The organism is Segeticoccus rhizosphaerae (assembly GCF_005222685.1).
Taxonomy (GTDB): Bacteria; Actinomycetota; Actinomycetes; order Actinomycetales; family Dermatophilaceae; genus Segeticoccus; species Segeticoccus rhizosphaerae.
The window spans coordinates 36,303-58,237 of record NZ_SWMA01000021.1 but is presented as its reverse complement, the minus strand read 5'-3'; the positions used below and the strand labels follow the sequence as shown (position 1 = coordinate 58,237).

At 70.2% G+C, this 21,935-nt stretch carries 21 protein-coding genes; 7 read left to right on the top strand and 14 right to left on the bottom strand.

The annotated features are described in order from the left end of the window. Nucleotides 1-91 precede the first annotated feature (91 nt). From FCN22_RS14220 to FCN22_RS14210, 3 genes are all read left to right on the top strand, one after another. A complete protein-coding gene (locus FCN22_RS14220) occupies nucleotides 92-1,531 on the top strand; it encodes a hypothetical protein (protein ID WP_137122220.1) in 1,440 nt (479 codons plus the stop codon). 122 nt (nucleotides 1,532-1,653) lie between these two features. Next, on the top strand, nucleotides 1,654-2,082 hold the full coding sequence (locus FCN22_RS14215; RefSeq protein WP_202911582.1) for a VOC family protein: 429 nt from the start codon (nucleotides 1,654-1,656) through the stop codon (nucleotides 2,080-2,082). Between the two features lie 113 nt (nucleotides 2,083-2,195). Beyond that, nucleotides 2,196-2,531 (top strand): YnfA family protein, encoded by a 336-nt coding sequence (locus tag FCN22_RS14210; protein ID WP_137122218.1) that lies wholly within the window; start codon nucleotides 2,196-2,198, stop codon nucleotides 2,529-2,531. Nucleotides 2,532-2,710: 179 nt separating this feature from the next. Here FCN22_RS14210 and ahcY read toward each other — a convergent pair whose 3' ends face one another. Continuing rightward, complete coding sequence (gene ahcY / locus FCN22_RS14205; RefSeq protein WP_137122217.1) at nucleotides 2,711-4,174, bottom strand: adenosylhomocysteinase; 1,464 nt, start codon at nucleotides 4,172-4,174, stop codon at nucleotides 2,711-2,713. 338 nt (nucleotides 4,175-4,512) lie between these two features. Here ahcY and FCN22_RS14200 point away from each other — a divergent pair, with 338 nt between their 5' ends. Beyond that, nucleotides 4,513-5,142, top strand: a complete 630-nt coding sequence (locus FCN22_RS14200) for a hypothetical protein (protein ID WP_137122216.1) — start codon at nucleotides 4,513-4,515, stop codon at nucleotides 5,140-5,142. An 18-nt stretch (nucleotides 5,143-5,160) separates the two neighbouring features. On the opposite strand, the gene FCN22_RS14195 is transcribed toward FCN22_RS14200, so the two are convergent. Next, the gene (locus FCN22_RS14195; RefSeq protein WP_137122215.1) at nucleotides 5,161-5,874 is read right to left on the bottom strand and encodes an HAD family hydrolase; all 714 of its coding nucleotides are present in this window, start codon (nucleotides 5,872-5,874) and stop codon (nucleotides 5,161-5,163) included. 4 nt (nucleotides 5,875-5,878) lie between these two features. Then, a complete protein-coding gene (locus FCN22_RS14190) occupies nucleotides 5,879-6,844 on the bottom strand; it encodes a cation diffusion facilitator family transporter (protein WP_137122214.1) in 966 nt (321 codons plus the stop codon). A gap of 131 nt (nucleotides 6,845-6,975) precedes the next feature. Between FCN22_RS14190 and FCN22_RS14185 the strand changes: the two genes are divergently transcribed. The 3 genes from FCN22_RS14185 to FCN22_RS14175 all read left to right on the top strand — a co-directional run bounded on the left by FCN22_RS14185 (nucleotide 6,976) and on the right by FCN22_RS14175 (nucleotide 10,433). Next, nucleotides 6,976-7,758, top strand: a complete 783-nt coding sequence (locus FCN22_RS14185; protein ID WP_137122213.1) for an alpha/beta fold hydrolase — start codon at nucleotides 6,976-6,978, stop codon at nucleotides 7,756-7,758. Nucleotides 7,759-7,827: 69 nt separating this feature from the next. Further along, complete coding sequence (locus tag FCN22_RS14180; RefSeq protein ID WP_202911581.1) at nucleotides 7,828-8,496, top strand: 4a-hydroxytetrahydrobiopterin dehydratase; 669 nt, start codon at nucleotides 7,828-7,830, stop codon at nucleotides 8,494-8,496. 356 nt (nucleotides 8,497-8,852) lie between these two features. Next, nucleotides 8,853-10,433 carry an HNH endonuclease signature motif containing protein gene (locus tag FCN22_RS14175; RefSeq protein WP_137122211.1) on the top strand — a complete coding sequence of 527 codons (1,581 nt, stop codon included), beginning with the start codon at nucleotides 8,853-8,855 and terminating at the stop codon, nucleotides 10,431-10,433. A 59-nt stretch (nucleotides 10,434-10,492) separates the two neighbouring features. On the opposite strand, the gene FCN22_RS14170 is transcribed toward FCN22_RS14175, so the two are convergent. The 11 genes from FCN22_RS14170 to FCN22_RS14120 form a co-directional block, all read right to left on the bottom strand. After that, nucleotides 10,493-11,896, bottom strand: a complete 1,404-nt coding sequence (locus tag FCN22_RS14170; protein ID WP_137122210.1) for a mycothione reductase — start codon at nucleotides 11,894-11,896, stop codon at nucleotides 10,493-10,495. A gap of 9 nt (nucleotides 11,897-11,905) precedes the next feature. After that, nucleotides 11,906-12,826, bottom strand: a complete 921-nt coding sequence (locus tag FCN22_RS14165) for a PaaX family transcriptional regulator (protein ID WP_137122209.1) — start codon at nucleotides 12,824-12,826, stop codon at nucleotides 11,906-11,908. Further along, a complete protein-coding gene (kynU, locus tag FCN22_RS14160; protein ID WP_137122241.1) occupies nucleotides 12,823-14,160 on the bottom strand; it encodes a kynureninase in 1,338 nt (445 codons plus the stop codon). The genes FCN22_RS14165 and kynU overlap by 4 nt, the downstream gene beginning before the upstream one ends. A 68-nt stretch (nucleotides 14,161-14,228) precedes the next feature. Next, a complete protein-coding gene (gene kynA / locus FCN22_RS14155) occupies nucleotides 14,229-15,110 on the bottom strand; it encodes a tryptophan 2,3-dioxygenase (RefSeq protein ID WP_274381599.1) in 882 nt (293 codons plus the stop codon). A gap of 64 nt (nucleotides 15,111-15,174) precedes the next feature. Next, entirely contained in the window at nucleotides 15,175-15,417 is a 243-nt protein-coding gene (locus FCN22_RS14150; protein WP_137122208.1) for a hypothetical protein, read from the bottom strand. After that, nucleotides 15,414-16,130: a DsbA family oxidoreductase gene (locus FCN22_RS14145; protein ID WP_137122207.1), complete on the bottom strand. Its 717-nt coding sequence runs from the start codon at nucleotides 16,128-16,130 to the stop codon at nucleotides 15,414-15,416. The genes FCN22_RS14150 and FCN22_RS14145 overlap by 4 nt, the downstream gene beginning before the upstream one ends. Before the next feature lie 188 nt (nucleotides 16,131-16,318). After that, on the bottom strand, nucleotides 16,319-17,617 hold the full coding sequence (locus FCN22_RS14140; protein ID WP_137122206.1) for a TolB-like translocation protein: 1,299 nt from the start codon (nucleotides 17,615-17,617) through the stop codon (nucleotides 16,319-16,321). 85 nt (nucleotides 17,618-17,702) lie between these two features. Next, complete coding sequence (locus FCN22_RS14135) at nucleotides 17,703-18,977, bottom strand: hypothetical protein (protein WP_137122205.1); 1,275 nt, start codon at nucleotides 18,975-18,977, stop codon at nucleotides 17,703-17,705. 29 nt (nucleotides 18,978-19,006) lie between these two features. Beyond that, complete coding sequence (locus FCN22_RS14130; protein WP_137122239.1) at nucleotides 19,007-20,191, bottom strand: SIS domain-containing protein; 1,185 nt, start codon at nucleotides 20,189-20,191, stop codon at nucleotides 19,007-19,009. A 12-nt stretch (nucleotides 20,192-20,203) separates the two neighbouring features. Further along, nucleotides 20,204-20,407 (bottom strand): Trm112 family protein, encoded by a 204-nt coding sequence (locus FCN22_RS14125; RefSeq protein ID WP_137122204.1) that lies wholly within the window; start codon nucleotides 20,405-20,407, stop codon nucleotides 20,204-20,206. Beyond that, nucleotides 20,404-21,897 carry a phosphomannomutase/phosphoglucomutase gene (locus tag FCN22_RS14120; protein ID WP_137122203.1) on the bottom strand — a complete coding sequence of 498 codons (1,494 nt, stop codon included), beginning with the start codon at nucleotides 21,895-21,897 and terminating at the stop codon, nucleotides 20,404-20,406. Before FCN22_RS14120 ends, FCN22_RS14125 begins: the two co-directional genes overlap by 4 nt. Between the last annotated feature and the right edge of the window lie 38 nt (nucleotides 21,898-21,935).

The window sequence follows — 21,935 nt, the reverse complement described above, 5'->3', positions numbered from 1 at the left end:
GCGATGGCCTCGGCAGCGAAAGCACGAGACTGGAGAAATTCACCCGAACAGCCGATGGCGAAACCGCTCGGGTCGTCTCGATAGTGGGCCCATGACTGTCGACCTGCACGAGGTGGCCACGCGGCGTCTCGGTTCGACACAGACCGGTGGACGGCCCCTTCCCGCGTGGATCCCGCTGCCGGCACTCGCCTTGATACTGGTGTCCGTTGTTGTTCTGGGGCGACAGCCCCTGAGCGACCCTGACACCTGGTGGCACCTGCGCGCCGGAAACTACCTGCTGCAGAGTGGCCACTTCACCGGCCCGGAGCCCTGGAGTAGCTTTTCATCCCGCCTCTGGGTATTGCACGAGTGGTTACCCGAAGTGGTGATGAGCCGGTTCGCGGCCACCTTCGGCCTTGCCGGCGTCTCATGGGTCTTTTGTCTGGGTCTGGTACTCGTCACCGTGAGCCTCTTCGTGGCTGCCAGGCGAGAGGCGGGCCCACTCGCTGCAACCGCTGCCACCGCCATAGGCCTCATAGGCATGAGCGCTAGTCTTTCGCCTCGACCACAGATCGTCTCCTTCGCCCTGCTGACCCTCTACACCGCGGCATGGCTCGCGACGGCGCGAGACCTGCGCCCACGGTGGTGGATGGTCCCAGTGACATGGCTTTGGGCTAGCTCACACGGGATGTGGTTCACGGGAGTCCTGGTCGGTACGGCGGTGATCGTCGGCCTTGCCCTGGAGCATCGTGTCAACGTTCGACAGGCGTTTCGTCTTGCCCTGGTGCCAGTGGGATGCATGGTCGCGGCAGCCTTGACTCCCGTGGGCCCGCAGCTGCTGATCTCTCCGTTGTCTGTCCGCGGTTACGCCCAGTTCGTCGCGGAGTGGGTCGCGCCGGTCATCACAGACCCTGCCCCAATGGCCACACTGACCATGGCGCTGGTCGTGGCAATAACTTGGGTACGTTCGGCGCGCCCAACTCCTTGGCATCAGATCGCCGTCCTGGTCGTTGCCCTGGGATGGACGCTGCTATACGGACGCACCGTTGCTGTCGGCGCCGCAATGACCGCACCACTCTTTGCCGGCTGTCTGCAAGTCCTGCTCAAGCAGTCCCGACCCCATTTCGCCAGAGCGGAGAGGATCTTTGTCTTCGGTGTGGCAGCACTCTGCATGGTCGTCGCGGCAATCGTTCCGGGCCCGAGCGCGCCTTCGGCAGCCGCATTCCCCAGCGCGCTAAACGGCAAACTCTCACAGCTCCCATCAGGCACCGTGATGCTGGACGCGTACTTCCTCGGCGGTTGGCTGCTCTGGCAGCACCCAAATCTCGACCTCGTGATTGACGGGCGGACTGAGGTCTATGCGGTTTCGTATGTTGAGGACTACATGGGCGCACTGCGTGCCGACCGTGGGTGGGACGAGTTCGTACGGTCGTCGGGCGCAAAGGTGGCGCTGGTGGAGACCGGCTCACCGCTCGCAACCGCGCTTCAACAGCGGTTGTCCTGGCGGTCGGACGGTTCGGATGCGGGCTACACCCTGCTCCGAGCGCCTTGAACCGACGTCAGGTGAGTCAGGATGTCGGTCCGGGTGCTGTCCGGGCGATTGACCTCAAGTCCACCTGAGGCTGCAGTCTTAGTCTCATGGACGGCCTACCCGCATCGTCGACGCTCCGCATCGTGCGGCCCACGAAGGACCTGGACACGACCGAGACCTTCTGGGTCGAAGGCGTGGGCCTCGAGGCGCTGTGGCGCAACGACCACCCGCACGCCGGCGAACACGCACTCCTCATGGTCGGTGTCGCCGGTGCGGTATGGCACTTGGAGATCGTCGACGATCCTGCGGCGGCGGCTGAGAGTCGCCCGAGCGCCGAGGACCTCCTCGTGCTCTACCTCGGCGAGTCTGCCGACCCGCAGTGGGTCGACAGGATCTGCGCCCACGGCGGGACGGTCGTCCCGTCCCGCAACCCCTACTGGGACCAGTGGGGCGTCACGATCAAGGATCCGGACGGGCATCTCCTGGTCCTGTCCCACCGCACCTGGGGCCCGCGCACAACAGTCACTCCCGTCCCTTCCCAGCGGGTCCGCGGAGATGGGGTCCCACGGTGACGGCTGCCCGCCGAGCGGTCGGTCCAGCGGTTCACGTTGAAGCCCGTCCTCCCGGGCGCGGCGGCGGCCCCAGGGGCAGCGGCCGGGGGGCGATGCGCTGACAGGATGGCCAGGTGGACACCCTCAGGTCGATTGCTCTGTTCGTCGCCGCCGCCATCGCCGAGATCGGTGGCGCCTGGCTGGTCTGGCAGGGAGTCCGCGAACACAGGGGATGGCTCTGGATGGGCGCCGGCGTCATCGCGCTCGGCCTCTACGGCTTCGTCGCCACCTTGCAACCGGACGCCGACTTCGGCCGGATCCTCGCTGCCTACGGCGGTGTCTTCGTCGCCGGCTCGCTAGCGTGGGGCATGGCACTCGACGGCTACCGGCCGGACCGCTACGACATCGCGGGCGCCCTCATCTGCCTGGTCGGCGTCGCCGTCATCATGTATGCACCGCGAACCCGCTGACGCCGGGACCGATCTCCGCAGCCCTCCCCCACCGTCGAAGGACCCTTGGCGCGAAACGGTCACCCAGCCCGCGCCACCGTGCCAACCCGCCCCCAGACGCAGGTATGCCGTCCGCTCACTCGAGCGGACGGCATACCTGGCAATTGCTCGACCGGCAGAGGAAGCCGGGCGCCTGAGGATCAGTAGCGGTAGTGCTCCGGCTTGTAGGGGCCGGCGACGTCGACGCCGAGGTAGTCGGCCTGCTGCTTGGTCAGCTCGGTGAGCCGGACGCCGAGGGCGTCGAGGTGCAGGCGGGCAACCTTCTCGTCGAGGTGCTTGGGCAGCACGTAGACCTGGTTGGAGTAGTCACCCGGCTTGGTCCACAGCTCGATCTGGGCGATCGTCTGGTTGGCAAACGAGTTGCTCATGACGAAGCTCGGGTGGCCCGTGGCGTTGCCCAGGTTGAGCAGCCGGCCCTCCGACAGCACGATAATCGAATGGGAAGTGCCCGCTGAATCATCATTGAACGTCCACTCGTGCACCTGCGGCTTGATCTCGGTCTTGGTGATGCCCTTGACCCTGGCGAGGCCGGCCATGTCGAGCTCGTTGTCGAAGTGGCCGATGTTGCCGACGATCGCCTTGTCCTTCATCCGGCTCATCTGGCCGGCCGAGATGACGTTGAAGCAGCCGGTCGTGGTGACGAAGATGTCGGCGGTCTCGACGACGTCGTCGAGCTGGGCGACCTGGTAGCCCTCCATCGCCGCCTGCAGCGCGCAGATCGGGTCGATCTCGGTGATGATCACGCGGGCGCCCTGGCCGCGCAGCGACTCGGCGCAGCCCTTGCCGACGTCGCCGTAGCCGCAGATGACCGCGACCTTGCCGCCGATGAGCACGTCGGTGGCGCGGTTGAGGCCGTCGATGAGGCTGTGGCGGCAGCCGTACTTGTTGTCGAACTTCGACTTGGTGACCGAGTCGTTGACGTTGATCGCCGGGAAGAGCAGCGTTCCTGCCTTCTGCATCTCGTAGAGCCGGTGGACACCGGTCGTGGTCTCCTCGGTGACCCCCTTGATGCCCTGGGCGATCTTGGTCCACTTCTGCGGCTCGGTCCTGAGGGTCTCGCGCACGACCCCCATCACGACCTGGAACTCCTCGGGGTCCTCGTCGGTGGCGGTGGGCACGACGCCGGCCGCCTCCCACTTGACGCCGTTGTGCACGAGCATCGTCGCGTCGCCGCCGTCGTCCAAAACCATATTCGGGCCGGGCCCCGCAGCATCATCAGAAGGCCAGGTGAGGATCTGGGTGGTGCACCACCAGTACTCCTCCAGCGTCTCGCCCTTCCAGGCGAAGACCGGCACACCCTGCAGGTCGTCGGGGCTGCCGTGCGGGCCGACGACGACCGCGGCGGCCGCCTCGTCCTGGGTGGAGAAGATGTTGCAGGAGGCCCAGCGCACCTGGGCGCCGAGCGCGGTGAGGGTCTCGATCAGCACCGCGGTCTGCACGGTCATGTGCAGCGAGCCGGCGATGCGCGCTCCCTTGAGGGGCTGGCTGGCGGCGAACTCGTCCCGCAGGGACATCAGGCCGGGCATCTCCTGCTCGGCCAAGCGGATCTGGTGACGGCCGGCCTCGGCGAGGCTGAGGTCGCGAACCTTGTGGTCAAAGGACATAGGAAAAGTGCTCCTGGTCGTCTTACGGTCGGTTGGCAGACCCGGCGTAGCCCCTCTGGGCGCATCTTCTCGCGGGTCATCACCCACGCCGGCAACCGCCAGTCTATGCCCGTATGCCGTCCGCCCGCCGCCCGCGCGCGGCGGCCGCGCCGCTCGCCCAGCCACACGGCATACCCGCAAGTCGGGTCAGCAGTCGACAGATCATCCTCGAGGATGATGCGGTCGCGACCTGGGGTCGATGCGCTGTGGCGCCAGCGTGGACACAGTGAAGGTGCACCTTTCGCCACGCTGCCGGAGGAGCCGGCAGGAATGGGACAGCGTCTGCAGGAGGACCAGGAATGACCCACACGGAGCGCCCCGTCGCGCGCGATCGATCCCGACAGGCAGCCCGGGATCCTGCAGTCCCGCCGTCGGCGTTGCGGCAGAGGATCTCCGTCGCTCTTGGCTTGTGGGGCCTCGGTTACGCCTGCTACCGCGCCTACTACGCAGTCGGTGGCACCTTCGGCATGATCGGCGAACCACGCTCCGAGACACAGTTTCGCGTCATCAATGCCCTCGGCGCCGCGATCATCCTGCTCGCCGCGATCGTGCCGGTTGTGCTGGTGCGGGTGCGCCCGGCTCGGGCCGCCGTTCCGGTGCTCGCGTGGGTGGCCGCTGTCGGCTGCTGCATGCACGCCGTCGTCGACATCATCTTGAGGGTGCTCAGCCTGACCGGCGTTCATCCGACGCACCTGCCGAGCAGCGTGTGGCTCTCGGTGGACCGCCGGGCCGCCGACCTCCAGGACGTGTTGCTGAACGAGCCGTGGTTCCTTGTCGAGGGCCTCCTGTGGGCGGCTCTCGGCCTGGCCTTCGTCGCGGCGCCGCGCCGGCGCGCCTGGCTGTGGTCGGCCCTCGCCGCGTGCCTCGCGCTCAGCGTCGTCGGGGTCCTCAGCGGACTCGCCGTCATCGGGTCCTTCCACCTCGGCTAGATGGGGACAGCGACCGCCCTAGCGAGGGCTCTGGCGCAGCGGCTCACGCGTCGGGTCCGGCGTCGTGTCGGGCATCAGGTCACGCATCTGGTCGAAGACGATCGCTCCCGCCTCGGCAAGCTCGGCGTGCGGGGTCAGGCCACCACCGAAGCCGTATGCCGTCATCCCGGCCGCCCGCGCGGCCCGCACCCCGAAGGCGCTGTCCTCGACCACCACACACCGGTGCGGCTCGACGCCGAGGCGAGTCGCGGTATACAGGAAGAGATCGGGTGCGGGCTTGCCGTGCTCCACCTCGTCTGCGCTGAAGATGCGGCCGTCGAACAGCTCCCACAGCCCGGTGAGGCCCAGGGTCTTGCGCATCTTGGCGTGTGACCCGCTCGAGGCGACGCAGGTGAGGGTGCCGGCCGCGATCAGGGCCTCGGCGAGCTCGCGGACGCCGGGCACCGCCCGCAGGTCACTCTCGAACGACGCTTGGACCTCGGCGGTGGAGCGCTCGTCGAACTCGCGGGTGCGCTCCGGTCCCAGGTGACGCTCGACCTCGGCCAGCATCGCGGCGCTGGTGGCGCCCATGAAGCGGCGGACGAGCTCCTCCTGGGTCATCGGCCAGCCCATCTCGGTGAGCATGCGGGCCTCGACGACCGCGGTGAGGCGTTCGCTGTCGACCAGGACGCCGTCACAGTCGAAGATCACCAGGTCGGCGTCGGCCGGCGCCAGGGGTGTTGGACTCGTCATGTGGTCAGGGTGCCTCGGCGCGTTCCCACGGCGCGGGCTCGGCGCTGCCGCGGTCGATGTCGGGCTCGAGGTAGAGCACCAGGGTGAGGCCGGGGACGGCCGCACGGGCCCGTTGCTCGGCGTCGTTGATGGCCGAGGAGATCTCGTCGCCGTGCTCCCGGCGGCCGACCCCGAGCTTGGCCGCGACCAACAGCTCCTCGGGCCCGAGGTGCAGGGTGCGCATGTGGATCACCCGGGTGACGGCGTCCGTGGTGTCCGACTCGAGGGCGTCGCGGATCTTGTGGATGACGTCGAGGCCCGCGGACTCGCCGATCAGCAGCGACTTCATCTCGACGGCGAGCGTGATCGCCACCGCCACGAGCAGGAATCCGATGGCTGCGGTGCCCACGGCGTCCCACTTGCCGTTGCCGGTGAGCAGCGTCAGCCCCACGCCGAAGAGCGCGAAGATGAGGCCGAGCAGCGCGGCGAAGTCCTCGAGCAGGATGACCGGCAGCTCGGGCGCCTTGGCGCTGCGGATGAACTTCGGCCAGGACTGCTCGCCACGGGTGTGGTTGCTCTCCTTCACGGCCGTGCGGAAGGACATGCCCTCCATGCCGATCGCGACGAGCAGCACCACGATCGGGACCCACCACCACTTGCCCTCGAGGCCGTGCGGGTCGGCCCACTTGTGCCAGGCCTCGTAGAGCGCGAACAGGCCGCCGACGCTGAACAGCACGATCGAGACGATGAACGCGTAGACGTAGCGCTCGCGCCCGAAGCCGAAGGGGTGCTCGGGCGTGGCCTTGCGCTTGCTGCGCTTGCCGCCCAGCAGCAGGAGCCCCTGGTTGCCGGAGTCGGCCACCGAGTGCACCGACTCGGCGAGCATCGAGCTGGACCCGGTCAGCAGGAACGCGATGAACTTGGTGATCGCGATGCCGGTGTTGGCCAGCAGAGCTGCGATGATCGCCTTGGTGCCGCCCTCGGTTGACATGCGGAAGAGACTAACCACCCGCGCTGCGCAGGCGCCCGCGACGCGGCCCAGGGCGCCGGAGTCGTCGCCGCCGCAAGCTCTGAGGCTCGGGCGGACAGCACCCCTTGCGCCCGCGTGATTGGGTAGTCGCCGTGGAGACTCGAGCGGGCGAGGTCACGGTCCAGTATGTCGAGCACGGAGCCGGCCGGCCGGTGCTCGTGCTGCACGGCGCTGGGGTCGACCACCGCGAGACCGAGGCCTGCTTCGAGCCGATCCTGCGCGACGGTGCAGGGTTGCGGCGGATCTATCCGGATCTTCCCGGCATGGGTCGAACGGTCGCTCCCGATGACCTGCGCAGCGCCGAGGACGTCCTGGCCACTCTCCTCGAATTCGCCCGTGCGGTCGCCGGCGACGGCTACCTGCTCATCGGTCACTCGGCGGGTGCCTACTACGCCCAGTCGATGGCCGACAGGGCGCCGGCGCAGGTCGCCGGTCTCACGCTGGTCTGTCCGTTGCTGCCGGGCACGCGCGACGTTCCGCCACACCGCGTCGTTGTCGGACCGGACGAGGTGGGCGACGAGGGCTTCCGCAGCTACTTCGTGATCCACACGCCGGAGATGCTCGAGCGTTATGAGCGCCATGTCGCTCCTGCGGCCGCGTTGGTCGACCAGGCCGCGATGGCGCGAATCGGCGAGCGATGGGAGCTCGCCCCCGGTGAGGGGTCCGTCTTTGCAGGTCCCACGCTGATCGTGGCGGGGCGGCTGGACTCGAGCGTCGGCTACCGGGGCGCGGTTGACCTCGTCGACCACTACGCGCACGCCTCACTGGCCGTGCTGGACGACGCCGGGCATGCCCTGCCTCACGAACAGCCCGACCTCCTCCGCGCCCTGGTCACGGAGTGGCTAGGGCGCGTCGAACGATCAGCTCGGCGTTGAGGACGCGGTTCGTCCGAGATCTGACCTAGCGTGACGGCATACAGGCACATCCGGAGCGGAGTGATGAGCATGACGCAGCAACGGCTGACCGAGGTCCAGGTACGCGAGGCCGGCCTGGACGACTGGCGGCAGATCCTCGGGCGGCTGAAGGCACGCTTTCGGACCGGCGACTTCGCCACCGGGCTGGCCCTGGTGGACAAGATCGGGGAGGCCGCCGAGGCGGCCGACCACCACCCCGACATCACGCTGACCTACACGGACGTCATCGTGACGCTGACGAGCCACGACGTGCAGGGCGTCACGGGACGCGATCTGGAGCTGGCGCGGCAGATCAGCGACCACGCGGCGCAGCTCGGCATCGAGGCCGACGTGTCCGGCCTGACCCAGCTCGAGCTGGGACTCGACACGGCCGCGGGGCAACGCCTGGCACCGTTCTATGCAGCCCTGCTCGGCGGGCAGGTGGACCACGGCGAACCGGTCGACCGCAGTGGTCAGGTCCCGACCGTGTGGTGGCAGGACCCCGGCGAAACCGACGCGGAGTGGGCCCTTCCCGAGCAGTCCTTCGAGCAGCGCTGGCACTTCGACGTGTGGGTCCCGCACGACGAGGCAGAACGTCGCCTCCAGGCGGTCCTCGACGCGGGCGGCCGGCTGGTCAGCGACAAGGCAGCGCCGGCCTACTGGGTGGTCGAGGACGCCGACGGCAACCGTTCCTGCATCTGCACACCGTCCGGGCGCTGAGCCGAGCCGGAGGGCCGCCAACGCCGACCATCGGGGCCGTGGGTGCCCGGGCTGGCGTCTGCCACACGCGGGCCGCTGTCCAAGGATCCCGTATGCCGGGTGACTGGCTCCCGTCCACGGGCTCGTCTCCGCCTGTGGACAGTGGGGCGTCTCGGGTAGGGGTTGTGGACAACTTGGTCGACGGATCCGACTGGCAGTGCTGTTGATTCGGGCTGAGTGGGTTGTCGGTGGTCACCTCTAGGGTGAAGTCATGAAGCACAGCGGACCACCGTTCCCCCGCGGGGGCGACACCGGCTCAGGCACGGGTGGTGCTTTCGGCCTCGGTGGCGGACACGGGATGCCGGAGCGTCCGCTGGATGCCTCCGACGTCGCGGCGGCGGCAGCTGCGAGCGGGTCGGGTGAGGTGGGGCCCGGAGGGCCTGCCGCGGGTCGACGCGGTTGAGGTTGCTGCGGCGCGTGAGCGATTGTCGCGCACCGCGGCGGATCTGCGGACGGTCGCGGCCGGTCTGTGGTCGGTCGGGTCGGACGACCTCGCCGCCCTGATCAGCCATCTCGACGTGGTGCGCTCAGGGGTGGACATCGCCACCGTGCTGGCCACCAGGGATGCGGCACAGCGGGGCGTGGTCAGCGAGTCGCAGCAGGCGTCAGAGGGGCAGTGGCTCCGTGCCCAGGTCCTGAGGCTCGAGCCGGCGGAGGCGGCAGCCGTGGGGCAGGTCGCGAAGGCGTGCACCCAGCAGCCGCGTCACCAACTCCTGCAGTCCCTGGTGGCATCGGGTGCGGCGACGACCAAGGCCGCCGCGACGGCGCTGCGCGAGGTCACCAAGATCTTGCCCGACCTCGACCTGGACGTCGACTACGACGAGGTGCTGGGCTGGTATCTCAGCGCGTTGATGGGTGGCGCGACCGGCGCCGACCTCCGACGACTGTCCGACCGGCTGCGCCAGCAGTACGGCTCCGCCGAGGCCAACCAGAAGGGCGAGAAGGCCCACGGCCTCAATGCCCTGGACGTCTCCACCCTCCCCGACGGGGTGCGGCGCTACCTGATCCACCTGTGCCCTGAATACGCCGCGGCCCTGGATGCCGCGCTGGCCACCCTCTCCGCGCCCCAGCCCGGTGTCGACCCCGACACCGGCGAGCAGCTCCGGGACGAGCGCACGCCCGCCCGTCGCCGCGCCGAGGCCTTGGTCGAGATCGTCAAGCGCACGGCGGCCACCGATCCGAGCACCTCGTCGACCGCGACGACCAAGCTGATCCTGACCATGTCGATGGCCGACCTCCTCTCGGGCACCGGTTCCGCCACCACCCGCGAGGGCGAGCTCCTGGATGCCGGGACGGCCAGGCGGCTCGCCTGCGACGCCGACGTGATCCCTGCGGTCCTGGGCGGTGGCGCGGAGATCCTCGACTGGGGCACCGAGAAACGCCTGTTCGACGGCCCGTTGCGGGCAGCGATCGTGGCCAGGGACCGGTGCTGCACCTTCCCTGGCTGCGGACGACCGGCGACCTGGTGCCAGGCACATCACCTGGTTCACTGGATCGACGGCGGCAGGACCGCGCTGACCAACGCTGCCCTGCTGTGCCAGCGACACCATACGATCGTCCACCGAGACAATCTCGGCGCCTCCATCGTCGACCACCAGGTGGTCTGGGACACCACTCCTCGTGCGGAGCCGCCCACCTCGGACACCGGTTACCCGCCGCAGATCACGACCTGCCCCGGCCAGTGCGACGGGCGCGACGAACGCGATGAACGCGATGAACGCGGTGAGGGCGACAACGGTGGCGGCGGGCCGGGTCCGGGTGGCCGAGGGCCGCGTGACAACGGTGGCGGCGGGTCGCGTCGCGAAGGCCCCGGGGCCTCGAGCAGCAGTGCGACGGTCGGCTCGGGGTGGCTCTACCAGCCCAACGTCGGTGCTCGCCCGGACGAGACCGAACCCTGACTCCGCCGCACCGGCCCCGCCATCACCGGCGGGGCGCGTCGGCGTGCCCGGCCGCCGGGTTACTGCAGGGGGTAGACCCGCGTATCCGCGTCGGGCGCCAGCTGGAGGCCGAGCAGGGCATTCTCGACGACTTCGGTGAGCGCGGGGTGGATCCAGTACTGCCCCTGCGCCATCTCGCGCACGGTCTGCCCGGCATACATGCCCTGGACCAGCGGCTGGATCAGCATCGACGCCTCGTGGCCCATGATGTGCGCGCCGAGCAGTTGTCCGGTGGTGCGCTCCGCAACCAACTTGCAGACACCGGTGCGGTCCTCCATCGCCCAGCCGTATGCCGTGTCCCCGTAGTCCTGCACCTTGGTCACCACGTCGTGCCCGGCAGCACGTGCTTCTTCTTCGGTGAGCCCGACCGCGGCCACCTGGGGATGGGTGAAGACGGCCTCCGGCACGAAGCGGTGGTCAATCGGGCGGAGGTCGCCCGGGTGGGCGAGGTTGTGAGCGACGATGCGCGCCTCGTGGTTGGCCACGTGCTTGAGCTGGTAGGGCGAGGACACGTCCCCCAGCGCCCACACGCCCTCGGCCGTGGTGCGGCCGTGGGCGTCGACCTTGACCCGACCGTCGTCGTGCAGCTCGACGCCGGCGAGGTCCAGCCCCACACCCCTGGTGTTGGCCGTGCGACCGGTCGCGACGAGCAGCAGGTCACCGTCGGCATGGGTGCCGTCGGCGAAGTGCAGCCGGACGCCGTCCGCGTCCCCGGTGACCTTGACCAGCTTGGTCTCGAGCCGGACGTCCCAGCGACCGCGTGCCAGCTCGGTGAACCGCTGGCTGATGTCGGCGTCGAGGTGTCGCAGCACCGCGTTGCTGCGGCCGACCATCGTCACCTCCGTGCCGAAGGCGCCGAACACGTGCGCGAACTCCGCGCCGATGAAACCTGAGCCGAGGATCAGCAGTCGGCGCGGCAGCTCATCGATCCGCATGATCGTGTCGGAGGTGTGGAACGGCACGCCAGACTCGGCCACCTCCGGTGGGACGTCGGCGTGGGTGCCGGCGGCGATGACCACCTGGTCAGCGGTGACGTGCTCGATGGTCCCCTCGACGTCCACGTCCATGGCACGCGGCCCGGTGAAGGTCGCACGCCCGAGCAGGGCGGTCGTGTTGTCGCCGTCGCGCCGGTAGTCCAGTCCCCCTGCCGAGATCGGGTCGATCCGGCCGAAGATGCGGTCGCGGATCTCCCTCCACCGCACGCCGTCGACATGGGCGTCCACGCCGAGCCGGCCGACCTCGCCGACCGCCGTGGCGACGTCGGCGGGGTAGACATACATCTTGGTCGGGATGCAGCCCACGTTGAGGCAGGTGCCGCCGAAGATGCCTGCCTCGATGACCGCGACCTGTTTGTCGTCGAAGTCGCGGGTGACGAGCGAGTTGCCGGAGCCGCTACCGATGATGGCCAGGTCGTAGTGGGTCACGCCCCGATGCTAACCAGCGGCGGCGTGCCGGCCGGTCACCGCCAGCACGTGGGACAGGCTCGGCCCCGAGAGCCGTTCGTGCAGCTCGGCGAAGAGCGCCACGCCCCGCTGCCCCGGCCAGTCGTGGGGCAGGTATTCCGGCGGCAGCGCCGGGTCCAGGTAGGGGATCGAGCGCCAGGCATCGAGCGCCCGCACGTAGTCCGCGAACGCCGCGGGACCGTCCACCGCCTCGTTGCCCGCAGCAGCCTGCCAGTCCGCCATCGCAGGCTGGCCGCGGCCCGCGGCACGGTCCTCGTCGCCTGCCACACGCCAGCGGGCGGCGACCGGCTCGAACTCACTGGTGAACACGTCATACCGGCCACCGAGGGCAGGCAGGTCCCACCACCGGGCCACCGCATCGGCGAGGTCTCCGTCGACCAGCGGCTCCTGCGTGCACAGGATCGTCGTGTAGCGCAGCAGGTCGACCTCGGCCAGCACCTCGCGGGTCTCCTCGATGAGGTGCCCGGGGCCGATCCACGCACCGGGCGTCATCGCGCCGCAGCCGAGCCACGTCAGTCGGGTCCGTAGCTGGTGCCGCAGGTGCCGGTGTGCCTCGGGGACCGAGAAGACGACCACCATCCAGGGGTCGCCGACGCGCATCTGGTGGTAGCCGTAGATCCTCCGGTCGCCGCGGGCGAGCATCACCTCCGCCTCGTCGGCAAGGGCGTACCCGGTGGCGCCGCGTGCCTGCGGCACGAGCAACCCCTTGGCCTTGAGCCGCGATAGGTTGGTGCGCACGCTGGCGCCCGAGACGCCCAGTCCCTCAAAGAGGTTCACCAGGTCGGCCACAGCGACCCAGCCACCGATCTCGCGCAGGAACGAGCCGATGAAGGTGCGCATCAGCGAGCTGTCGCCGCGGGTGGGGCGCAGCTCGTCCAGCCGGGCGCTCACGGTCCGGCTGCGCCGGCCCGGGCCGAGGACGAGTCGGTCGCCACGGGCCGGGACTCCAGGACCTCCCGCATGATCGCGAGCGCCTGCTCCACCTCGGCGAAGGTGGTGGACAGCGGCGAGAGCCCGATCCGTATGCCGTCCGGCTCGCGGAAGTCGGGGATCACTCCCCTCTCCCAGAGCGCCTCGTTGACCTCGCGGAAGTCGGCGCGGCGGAGGGTGACGTGGCTACCGCGTCGGGCCGGGTCTCGGGGCGAGGCGACCTCGACCCCGAGCTCGTTCGGCCACCCGTCGACGATCTCGATCGCAAACTGCGTGAGCGCAACGGACTTCGCACGGATCGCCTCGATGCCGGCCTCGGCCACGAGCTCGACGCCGACACGCACCGGAAGCATGCCCATGATCGGCGGGGTGCCGCTGACCACGCTCCGGATGCCCTCGGCCGGACGGTAGCCCGGCCCCATCTCGAACGGGTCGCGCCGACCCATCCAGCCCCAGATCGGCTGCTGCAGCTCGCCCTGCAGTCGCTCCGCGACGTAGCCGAAGGCAGGCGCCCCCGGCCCGCCGTTGAGGTACTTGTAGGTGCACCCCACCGCCAGGTCGACGCTCCACCGATCGAGCTCCACGGGCACCGACCCGGCGGAGTGGCACAGGTCCCACAGCATCAGCGCGCCGGCGTCGTGCGCGATCCGGGTGATCGCCTCGGCGTCCGCCAGCCATCCAGAGCGGTAGGCGACGTGGCTGAAGACCACGAGGGCGGTGTCCGGGCCGACCGCGCCGGCGACCTGTTCGGGCCGGATCCCCTCCGCGGGATCGGTCTCCACCCAGCGCAGCCTCAGGCTGCGCTCCTGCGCGATGCCTTCCAGCACGTAGCGGTCCGTGGGGAAGTTGTCGGTGTCCAGGACGATCTCGTGGCGGCCGGGGCGCGCTGCGACGGCGGCTCGGGCGAGCTTGTAGAGCATGACCGTGGTCGAGTCGGCGACCACCGTCTGCCCGGGGGCGGCGCCGAGCACCGATCCCCCGACGAGGTCACCGACCGTCTCCGGCCAGGTCATCCACTCATCGGTCCAGCCCCGGATCAGCCGGCTCCCCCACGTCGCCGTGATCAGGTCCTGCATCCGCTCGGCGACCTCCCGCGGCGGGCGGCCGAGAGAGTTGCCGTCGAGGTAGGCCACCACCGGAGCGCCGTGTCCCGCCGCCAGGTCACCGGCGGGTCCGGCCGCGCCCATTGGCAGGAACCGGTCGACGAACCCGGCGAGCGGATCGGCCGCGTCCAGCGCCGCAGCCCGCGCCCGCGCTCCCGTTCCCTCGACCGGACGCCCCTTCGACGAGTCCACTCGCGCGGATTCGGTGACGTCACTCACGGCCGAGGTGTTCAATGGGGCGTTTCTCACGCCATGGTCGCTCACGACGGGGCCACCTCGGAGATCTCGCCGCGGACGGCATACAGCTCGGGGAAGAAGGTGAGGTCAAGAGCCTTGCGCAGGAAGGGAACCCCGCTCGACCCACCGGTGCCAGGCTTCGAGCCGATGATCCGTTCGACCGTCTTGAGGTGGCGGAACCGCCAGAACTGGAAGTTGTCCTCGATGTCGACGAGCTCCTCGCAGGTCTCGTAGACGCCCCAGTGCTCGTGCGGGTCCTCGTAGATGAGCTTCAGCGTCGGCACCAGGTCGGGCTCGAGGGTGTAGGGCTTGCTCCAGTCGCGCTGGAGCCGCGAGGCCGGGATGTCGTAGCCGCGGCGCGAGAGGAAGGCGAGGAACTCGTCATACAGGCTCGGTTCGGACAGCAGCCGGCGCAGGTCCGCCTGCGCGGCGGGGTCGTGCTCGAAGACGGGCAGCATGTCGGCGTTCTTGTTGCCGAGGATGAACTCGACCTCGCGGTACTGGTACGACTGGAAACCTGACGAAGAGGCGAGAAAGCTTCGGAACTGGGCGTATTCGCTGGGAGTCAGGGTCGCGAGCACCGACCACTGATCGGTCAGCTGGTGCTGGATGTGCTTGATCCGGGCCAGCCGCTTGAGCGCCGGAGCGAGCTCGTCGGCCTTGATCAGCTCGCGGGCCGACCGCAGTTCGTGCAGCATCAGCTTGAGCCACAGCTCGGAGGTCTGGTGCTGGATGATGAAGAGCATCTCGTCGTGCTGCAGCGGATGGCTGAGCGGCTGCTGCGCGGAGAGCACCTTGTCCAGGTGCAGGTAGTCGCCGTAGGACATCGCCGTGGTGAAGTCGGAGCGCACCCCCTCCTCGAGGGTCCGGGTGTTGTCGCGCCGGGTCGTGTCTTCGGTGGTCACGAGGGGTCTCCTGCCTGTGCCGCAGCTGGTGGACCCGACGAACGTTACAACTAGCTGACGTTCGTCACAAGACTGTATGCCGTGCTCCCGGGCTGCCTTCGGCCTCGTCCGGGATGGTGCCCGGGACGATGCAGACGCCGTCGACGCAGACCGCGCTGCCCGCGTCCCCGACCATGGTGAACGGGCTCGCCTGCTGCTGGGACGGCGCCTCGTCCGAATCCCACTCCCGCGAGCCCTCTCGGGCGTCCGGGCCGAGGTCGCTCGCCGCCGAGGTGTCCGGTCGGTCGCTGGCGGTGGTGTCGCTCATGCCGATGCCTCGTCCTGCTCTCGCTGCCCCGGGTCGTCCTGGTCCTCGTCCTGGGCCTCGCTGTCGGCCGCTGCCTGGGCGAGGGCCGAGGCGAACACGTCCGGCTCCTGCGCGCCCGAGACGCCGTAGCGCGAGTCGAGCACGAAGAAGGGGACGCCCGAGATCCCGTAGGCACGTGCCTGGGCGATGTCGGCAGCCACCGCCTCGCGGAACTGCCCCGACTCGAGCGCCCGCACGACCTCGGCACGGTCGAGGCCGACCTCGGCGGCGAGGTCGGCCAGCTCGTCCACGTGCCCGACGTGGCGGCCCTGCTCGAAGTAGGCCGCGAGAAGCCGCTCCTTGAGCTCGATCTGGCGGCCGCGGGCCTTGGCGAGGTGCAGCGCCTCGTGCGCCTTCAGCGTCTTGGTGTGCTGGATGTGGTCGAAGTCGTAGGCCAGCCCGACGGACGCGGCGATCTGCCCGACCCGGTCGAGCATCCCGGTGACCTGCTCACGCGGCATACCCTTGTGGCCGACCAGGAAGTCGACCTCGCTGCCCTCGAAGTCGACTGGGGTGTCCGGCGCCAGCTCGAAGGAGTGGTACTCCACCTCGACGTCGCGTTCTCCGCCGGCCGCGGCGTAGCGCCGCACCCCCTCCTCGAACTTGCGCTTGCCGATGTAGCACCACGGGCAGGCGATGTCGGACCAGATGTCGACCTTCAACGGTTTCGTCACGTCAGCGGCAACGGCGTGCGGGACGTGGGCATTCCGCGAGCCGCCCAGAGGCGCGAACCACCGGGCGCGGGGCACAGGGCTCAGGGCTCAAGGGATCAGGGCTCAGGGCTCGGGGCTCAGGGCAAGCAAGTTGCAAGGACAAGCAAGCCGCAAGGACAAGCAGGGCGCGGGTGGGGTCGCGTGGCCAGTCAGTGGGCGGCGCGCACGGCGACCTTGCTCAGACTCGGCAGGCCGACACCGAGGTGGCGCAAGCGGTCGGTCGAGCCGTCCCACGCCACCAGCGTCCCGTCGTCCTCGACGAGGAACAACCATCGGCTGTCCGGCGACCACGCTGCTGAGACCTCGCCCGTCAGGTTCTGTCCGCCGAGCCGCACCGGCACGCGCCGGCTCGCGCCGGACGCCAGGTCGATGAGCAGCATGCCGGACTCGCTCGGGTCGAAGATGGCAGCCGTGCCGCCGTCCGGCGAGATGACCCCGCCCGTCGCGAAGTAGTCGACCGGTGACCCGGGCAGCCTGCGCCGGGTGCCGGTCCGCTTGTCGATGACCACCCTGGCGCAGCCGTCGTGGTCATCGCACTCCACGACCAGCCAGCGGGTCGGTCCGATCGCCTGCAACGTTCCGGTGGTGATGCGGTCGAGGCCGTGATCGGTGACGTCGTAGATGCCGCCCGTCGTCCAGATGCAGGGGTGGCCGCTCCCGTCGGGGAGCATCGGGTCCTGCATGTTCGGCGGCGCGGGGATGTCGCTGCCCGCAGTCGTGCCGTCCAGATCCAGCAGGCGGAAGACGAAGGAGCCGGTGTCGTCGACGACCCTGACCCAGACGTGGTCGAGGTCGGGCCCGGGCACCACCGTGATGTGCCCGCGGAGGGTGGCTGGGAGCTCCCGAGCGGCGTCGCCGTCGGCCACGAGGTATCCCGGCACGAAGCCCATGGGCGTCGCCACGAGTGCACCCCGCCCCGTGACCAGGAAGGACCGCGGGACGGTGCTGCCCAGCGAGGGAAACCTCGTCGTGGTGAGGCGACCCCTCGCCGGCTGGATCCGCACCACCGCGTCGTCGGCGAGGGCGAAGAGGTCCCAGCCGCCCCGGATGCCGAGTAGCGAGTGGCCGACCGCCGTCACGGTGACCTTGCCGCGCGCGGGCCAGCGGTCCTCGCCCGGGCGGGCCAGCTTCGCGCTCAGCCGACGCGGCCAGACCGAGGCGGTCCCGGTGTTCGTGCTCGCGCGGGTATTCGAGGCGATCGGAGTGCGCGGCGGTGCCGCCGACGGCTGCTGGTCGGGCTGCAGCTGCAGCACCACCAGCGCCACCACCGGTATGACAAGCAGGATCAGCCAGCGCAGGCCACCGCCTCCCTCACCCCTGCCCTTCTCCCAGGACTCGTCGAGCAGCTCGGCGTCATCCATCTCGATGTCGTGAGCGCGGCGGTCCGGATCGCGCTGGTCGTTCCGACCCAGCTCGTCGTCCGCCTCGTCCTGCGCGTGGTTGCCCACCTGACCATGGTGGCCCTCCGCGCTTCACCGCGTACGGCATATCGCCGGTATGCCGTGCGAGTCCGGCAGGTTCGCCTTGGCCGGATCAGCCGTTCGAGCGCACGACCACCTGTCCGACCCTCGGCAGGTCGACCCCGAGGTGGTGCACCCGCCCACTCGCGGTGTCGACGGCCAGGAGCACGCCGCGGTCGTCGACGAGGAAGACCCATCGGCTGTCCGGCGACCAGGCGATGGCGTTCTGCCCGGGGTCGATGCTGAGCCCACCGTGAGCGCCCACCTCCGAACTCGCACCGGATCGCAGGTCGGACAGCCACAACCTGGGTCGACCGCCGGCGTCGACGTCGGTGAGCGCGGCCATCGAACCGTCGGGAGACAGCGCTCCCTGGGCGTCGTACAGCCACGCCGGAAGGCTGGACAGCGTTCTGCGGCGTCTCGACTCGCGGTCGACGACCGAACCCGCGCAACGATCGACGTGGTCGCACTCCACGACCAGCCATCCGGTGGGCCCCGAAGCCACCAACACCCCGACGGTGACGCGGCGCGGCCCGTCAGGAAGCAGGTCGTAGATCCCTCCGGTGGTCCGCAGCAGCGGGTATCCGGCGCCGTCGGGCCTGATCCAATCCTGTCCGTTGGCCGGTTTCCTGATGTCGGGTCCCGCGGGACGGCCGTCGGGACCCACCAGTCGGATGGCGCTGTCGTCCACGCCGTTGCCGAGGTCGACCCAGACGTGACCCGGGTCGGGCCCGGGCACCACCGGATCACCGGTGCTCAGGACGCCGGTGAGCTGGCGGGCAGGCCTTCCATCGGGCACGAGGTAACCCGGGACGGAGCTCAACGGTCGCACGATCGCCCCCGCGCTGGTGGCCACGAACGCCACCGGGCCGCTGCGGTCCAGGCTCGGCACCGTGGTGGTGGTGAGCCGATCACGCCCGAACTCGATCCGGACCACCACGCCGTCGCCGGAGGCGAAAAGGTCCCAGTGGCCGCCGATCCCGAACGGCGCGTGGTCGAGGTTCATCACCGACGGCACCTTGGACGGTCCACCGTTGCCCGTCGGTCGCGCCGCCCCCACGGTCGGCTGGCCGATCCGACCCGGCACCACGCTCGCACTCGACCTGACCGTCGACCACGGGCTCGCGGGAGTGGGCGACGCCGACGGAGTCCGATGCGGCTGGAGCTGCACCACCACCAGCGCGACCACGGGGATGACGAGCAGCAGCAACAACCAGCGCAGGCTTCCGCCCCGCTCCTCGTCCGCCTCGTCCCTGCCGTGGCTGGCCACCAGACCATGGTGACTGACGAGGCGCCGGACGCGCACGGCATACGGCCCGTATGACGTCCGCAGCCGCACCGCGGGCACCACCTTGATGGTGGTTCAGCCCGCGGAGGTCAGTGTCCGGTGCGGTCGCGCAGGTCGGCGACGTGCGGTGAGACCGCCGGGTCGAGGCCGAGCCCGATGGCCAGGTAGGTGGCGGTGAAGTCGGTCTGCGCCATCTGGCCCGCCAACCGCACCAGCGGGTGGCCCGGTTCGGCGGTCACGGTGCTGACCGTGACCCCTGTCTCTTCCGCGGACTGCAGCACGGCATCCGTGAGCGCCTCGGCCTCGTCCGACTCGAGGCTGCGCATCTCCGGGGGCGCGTCGCGCAGCATCAGCAGACCGAGCCGGGGCTGGGCCGGGCCGTCCAGGAAGGGGTCGGCGAAGATGTCGTCACGTGCGCCACGACCACCGGCACCCTGGCCCCCGACCGCGGTGAACGGTCCGTCGAAGCACGCCACGATCTGCGAGGCCGCGTCGGGCAGTTCACCGCAGGTGGCGGGCATCCGGGCCGTGCGCGCCAGCATCGATGCCGCGCGCCCGGCGGCGACCCCGTTGAGCGGCCCGTCGCCGAGGATCACCGGCACCGACTCGGCCAGCCGCGTCGCGAGCAGCTTGGCCGGGTTGACGAATGACTCCGACGACGGTCGGCAGGCCTCGGCCTGCTCGTCCAGGCGCTCCGCGACCGCCTCGAGGGTCGACGCGGGCGCGTCGACCAGACCGAGCTGGTTCGCGGCCATCACCACCGGCGCGAGCAGCGACCACAACCCGGTGCGCGACGAGATCCGGCCGCGCCCGACGCCGATGTGCACGCCGCGCGCCTGGGCGCAGATGTCGGCCAGCGGGGAGTCGGTGGCACCGACGGTGAGCAGCGCCGCGCCGCGGCGAGCGGCCTCGGCCGCGACCGCCACCGGTCCCGGCGCCCGTCCGGACAGTGACACGGCCACGACGAGGTCGAGCGGCCCCACCCACCCGGGGAAGGGCAGGTTGCGCCGGGCCGAGACCGGCACCGGCGATCCGGGCTCGGCCAGCAGCTCGAGCACCTGGGCCACGACCGACGAGCCGCCGAGCGCGGCCACGAGCACCGACCGTGGCCGTTCACCCGAGGAGACCCGGTCCAGTCCCGCCTCGCCGGCGAGCGTCACCGCCTCGCGCACCTGGGCACCCGCCGTGGCCAGTGCACGGAGGGTCTGGTGGGGGTCCCGTTCGGCGATCCGGTCAGGATCGTCGACGGAGGACTCGTCGAAGAGCGGCGCCATCACGGAGCCGAATCAGTCCGCCAGCGAACGAGCTTCGTCGATCAGCAGCACCGGGATGCCGTCGTCGATGCGGTAGGCCAGCCGGCACTCCTCGTTGCTGCACTGCAGCTCCGGGCCGGATGGACCGGTGCCGTCGGTGAGCTCGGAGCGGCACTGGGGGCAGCGCAGGATCTCGCGCAGCCACGGCTCGATCCCTGCGGTGGTGGGCTCCGTCATACGCTCTCTCCTTGGTCGTGCAGGTCCGCCTCCGCGGGCCCGCCCGTGCGGACGATCGACAGCACCGTGTCACGGATCGTGGCCATCGTGGGCTCATCGGTGGCCTCGACGTTGAGCCGCAGCAGCGGTTCGGTGTTGCTGGCGCGCAGGTTGAGCCACCACATGGAGTCGGACTCGTGCGTGACGGTCAGGCCGTCGAGCTCGTCGACGGTGACGTCCTGGCCCTCGGCCCAGCTGCGCACCCGCTCGGTCGCGGCTGCGGCGTCGGCCACCGTCGAGTTGATCTCGCCTGAGGCGACGTAGCGGCTGAACTCCGCGACCACCTCCGACAAGGGGCGCTGCTGCTCGCCGAGCGCAGCGAGGACGTGCATCGCGGCCAGCATGCCGGTGTCGGCGAACCAGAACTCGCGGAAGTAGTAGTGCGCGGAGTGCTCGCCGCCGAACACCGCCTCGCTGCGGGCCATGGTGCCCTTGATGAACGAGTGGCCGACCCGCGTGCGCAGGCCCTGTGCGCCGTGCTCGGCAATGATCTCCGGGACGGCCAGCGAGGAGATGACGTTGTAGACGATCGTCACGTCCGACGCGTCACGGCCGGCAGCCACTTCTCGGGCGATCTCCCGGGTCGCCACCAGAGCGGTGATCGCGCTCGCCGGGACCGGTTCACCGCGCTCGTCCACGACGAAACACCGGTCGGCGTCGCCGTCGAACGCCAGCCCCAGGTCGGCGCCGTGCTCGACCACCGCGGCCTGCAGGTCGCGCAGGTTCTCCGGCACCAAGGGGTTGGCCTCGTGGTTGGGGAAGGTGCCGTCGAGCTCGAAGTAGAGCGGTATGACGTCCAGCGGCAGTGCGGGCAGGCCAGCCGCTTCCTGCAGGACCGCAGGCACGGTGTGCCCGCCCATGCCGTTGGCGGCGTCGACCACGACGGACAGCCGCCGGCCCTGGTCTGGCTGGGTCAGGTCGACCAGCGTGCGGAGGAAGGCCGCGTAGTCGGCCAGCACGTTGCGCTCGGTGATCTCGCCCGCTCCCGTGCGGACGTCAGCGCCCCCGATCTGGTGATCGGCTCCGCGGTCCAGCAGCCACTGAGCCAGGTCGCGCACCTCGGCCAGGCCGGAGTCGGTGCCGACTGGCCGGGCCCCCGCGCGGCAGAGCTTGATCCCGTTGTAACGCGCCGGGTTGTGGCTCGCGGTGAACATCGCGCCAGGAACGTCGAGCGCCCCGCTGGCGTAGTAGAGACCGTCGGTCGAGCACAGTCCGATCAGGGTCACGTCGATCCCGTGCGCGGCGACACCTTCGGCGAACGCCCGCGACAGGACCGGCGAGGAGGGACGCATGTCGTGCCCGATCACCATTGCGGAGGCGCCCTCGGGAATGACCACCACCTGGGCGAATGCGGACCCGATCGCGCTGACGACCGACTCGTCGAGCTGGTCGGGCACCAGGCCTCGCACGTCGTAGGCCTTGATGAAGTCGGACAGCCGATGAGCGCTCACGCGGCGACTCTATCGACCGCCGGACCGCGCTCGCGTGG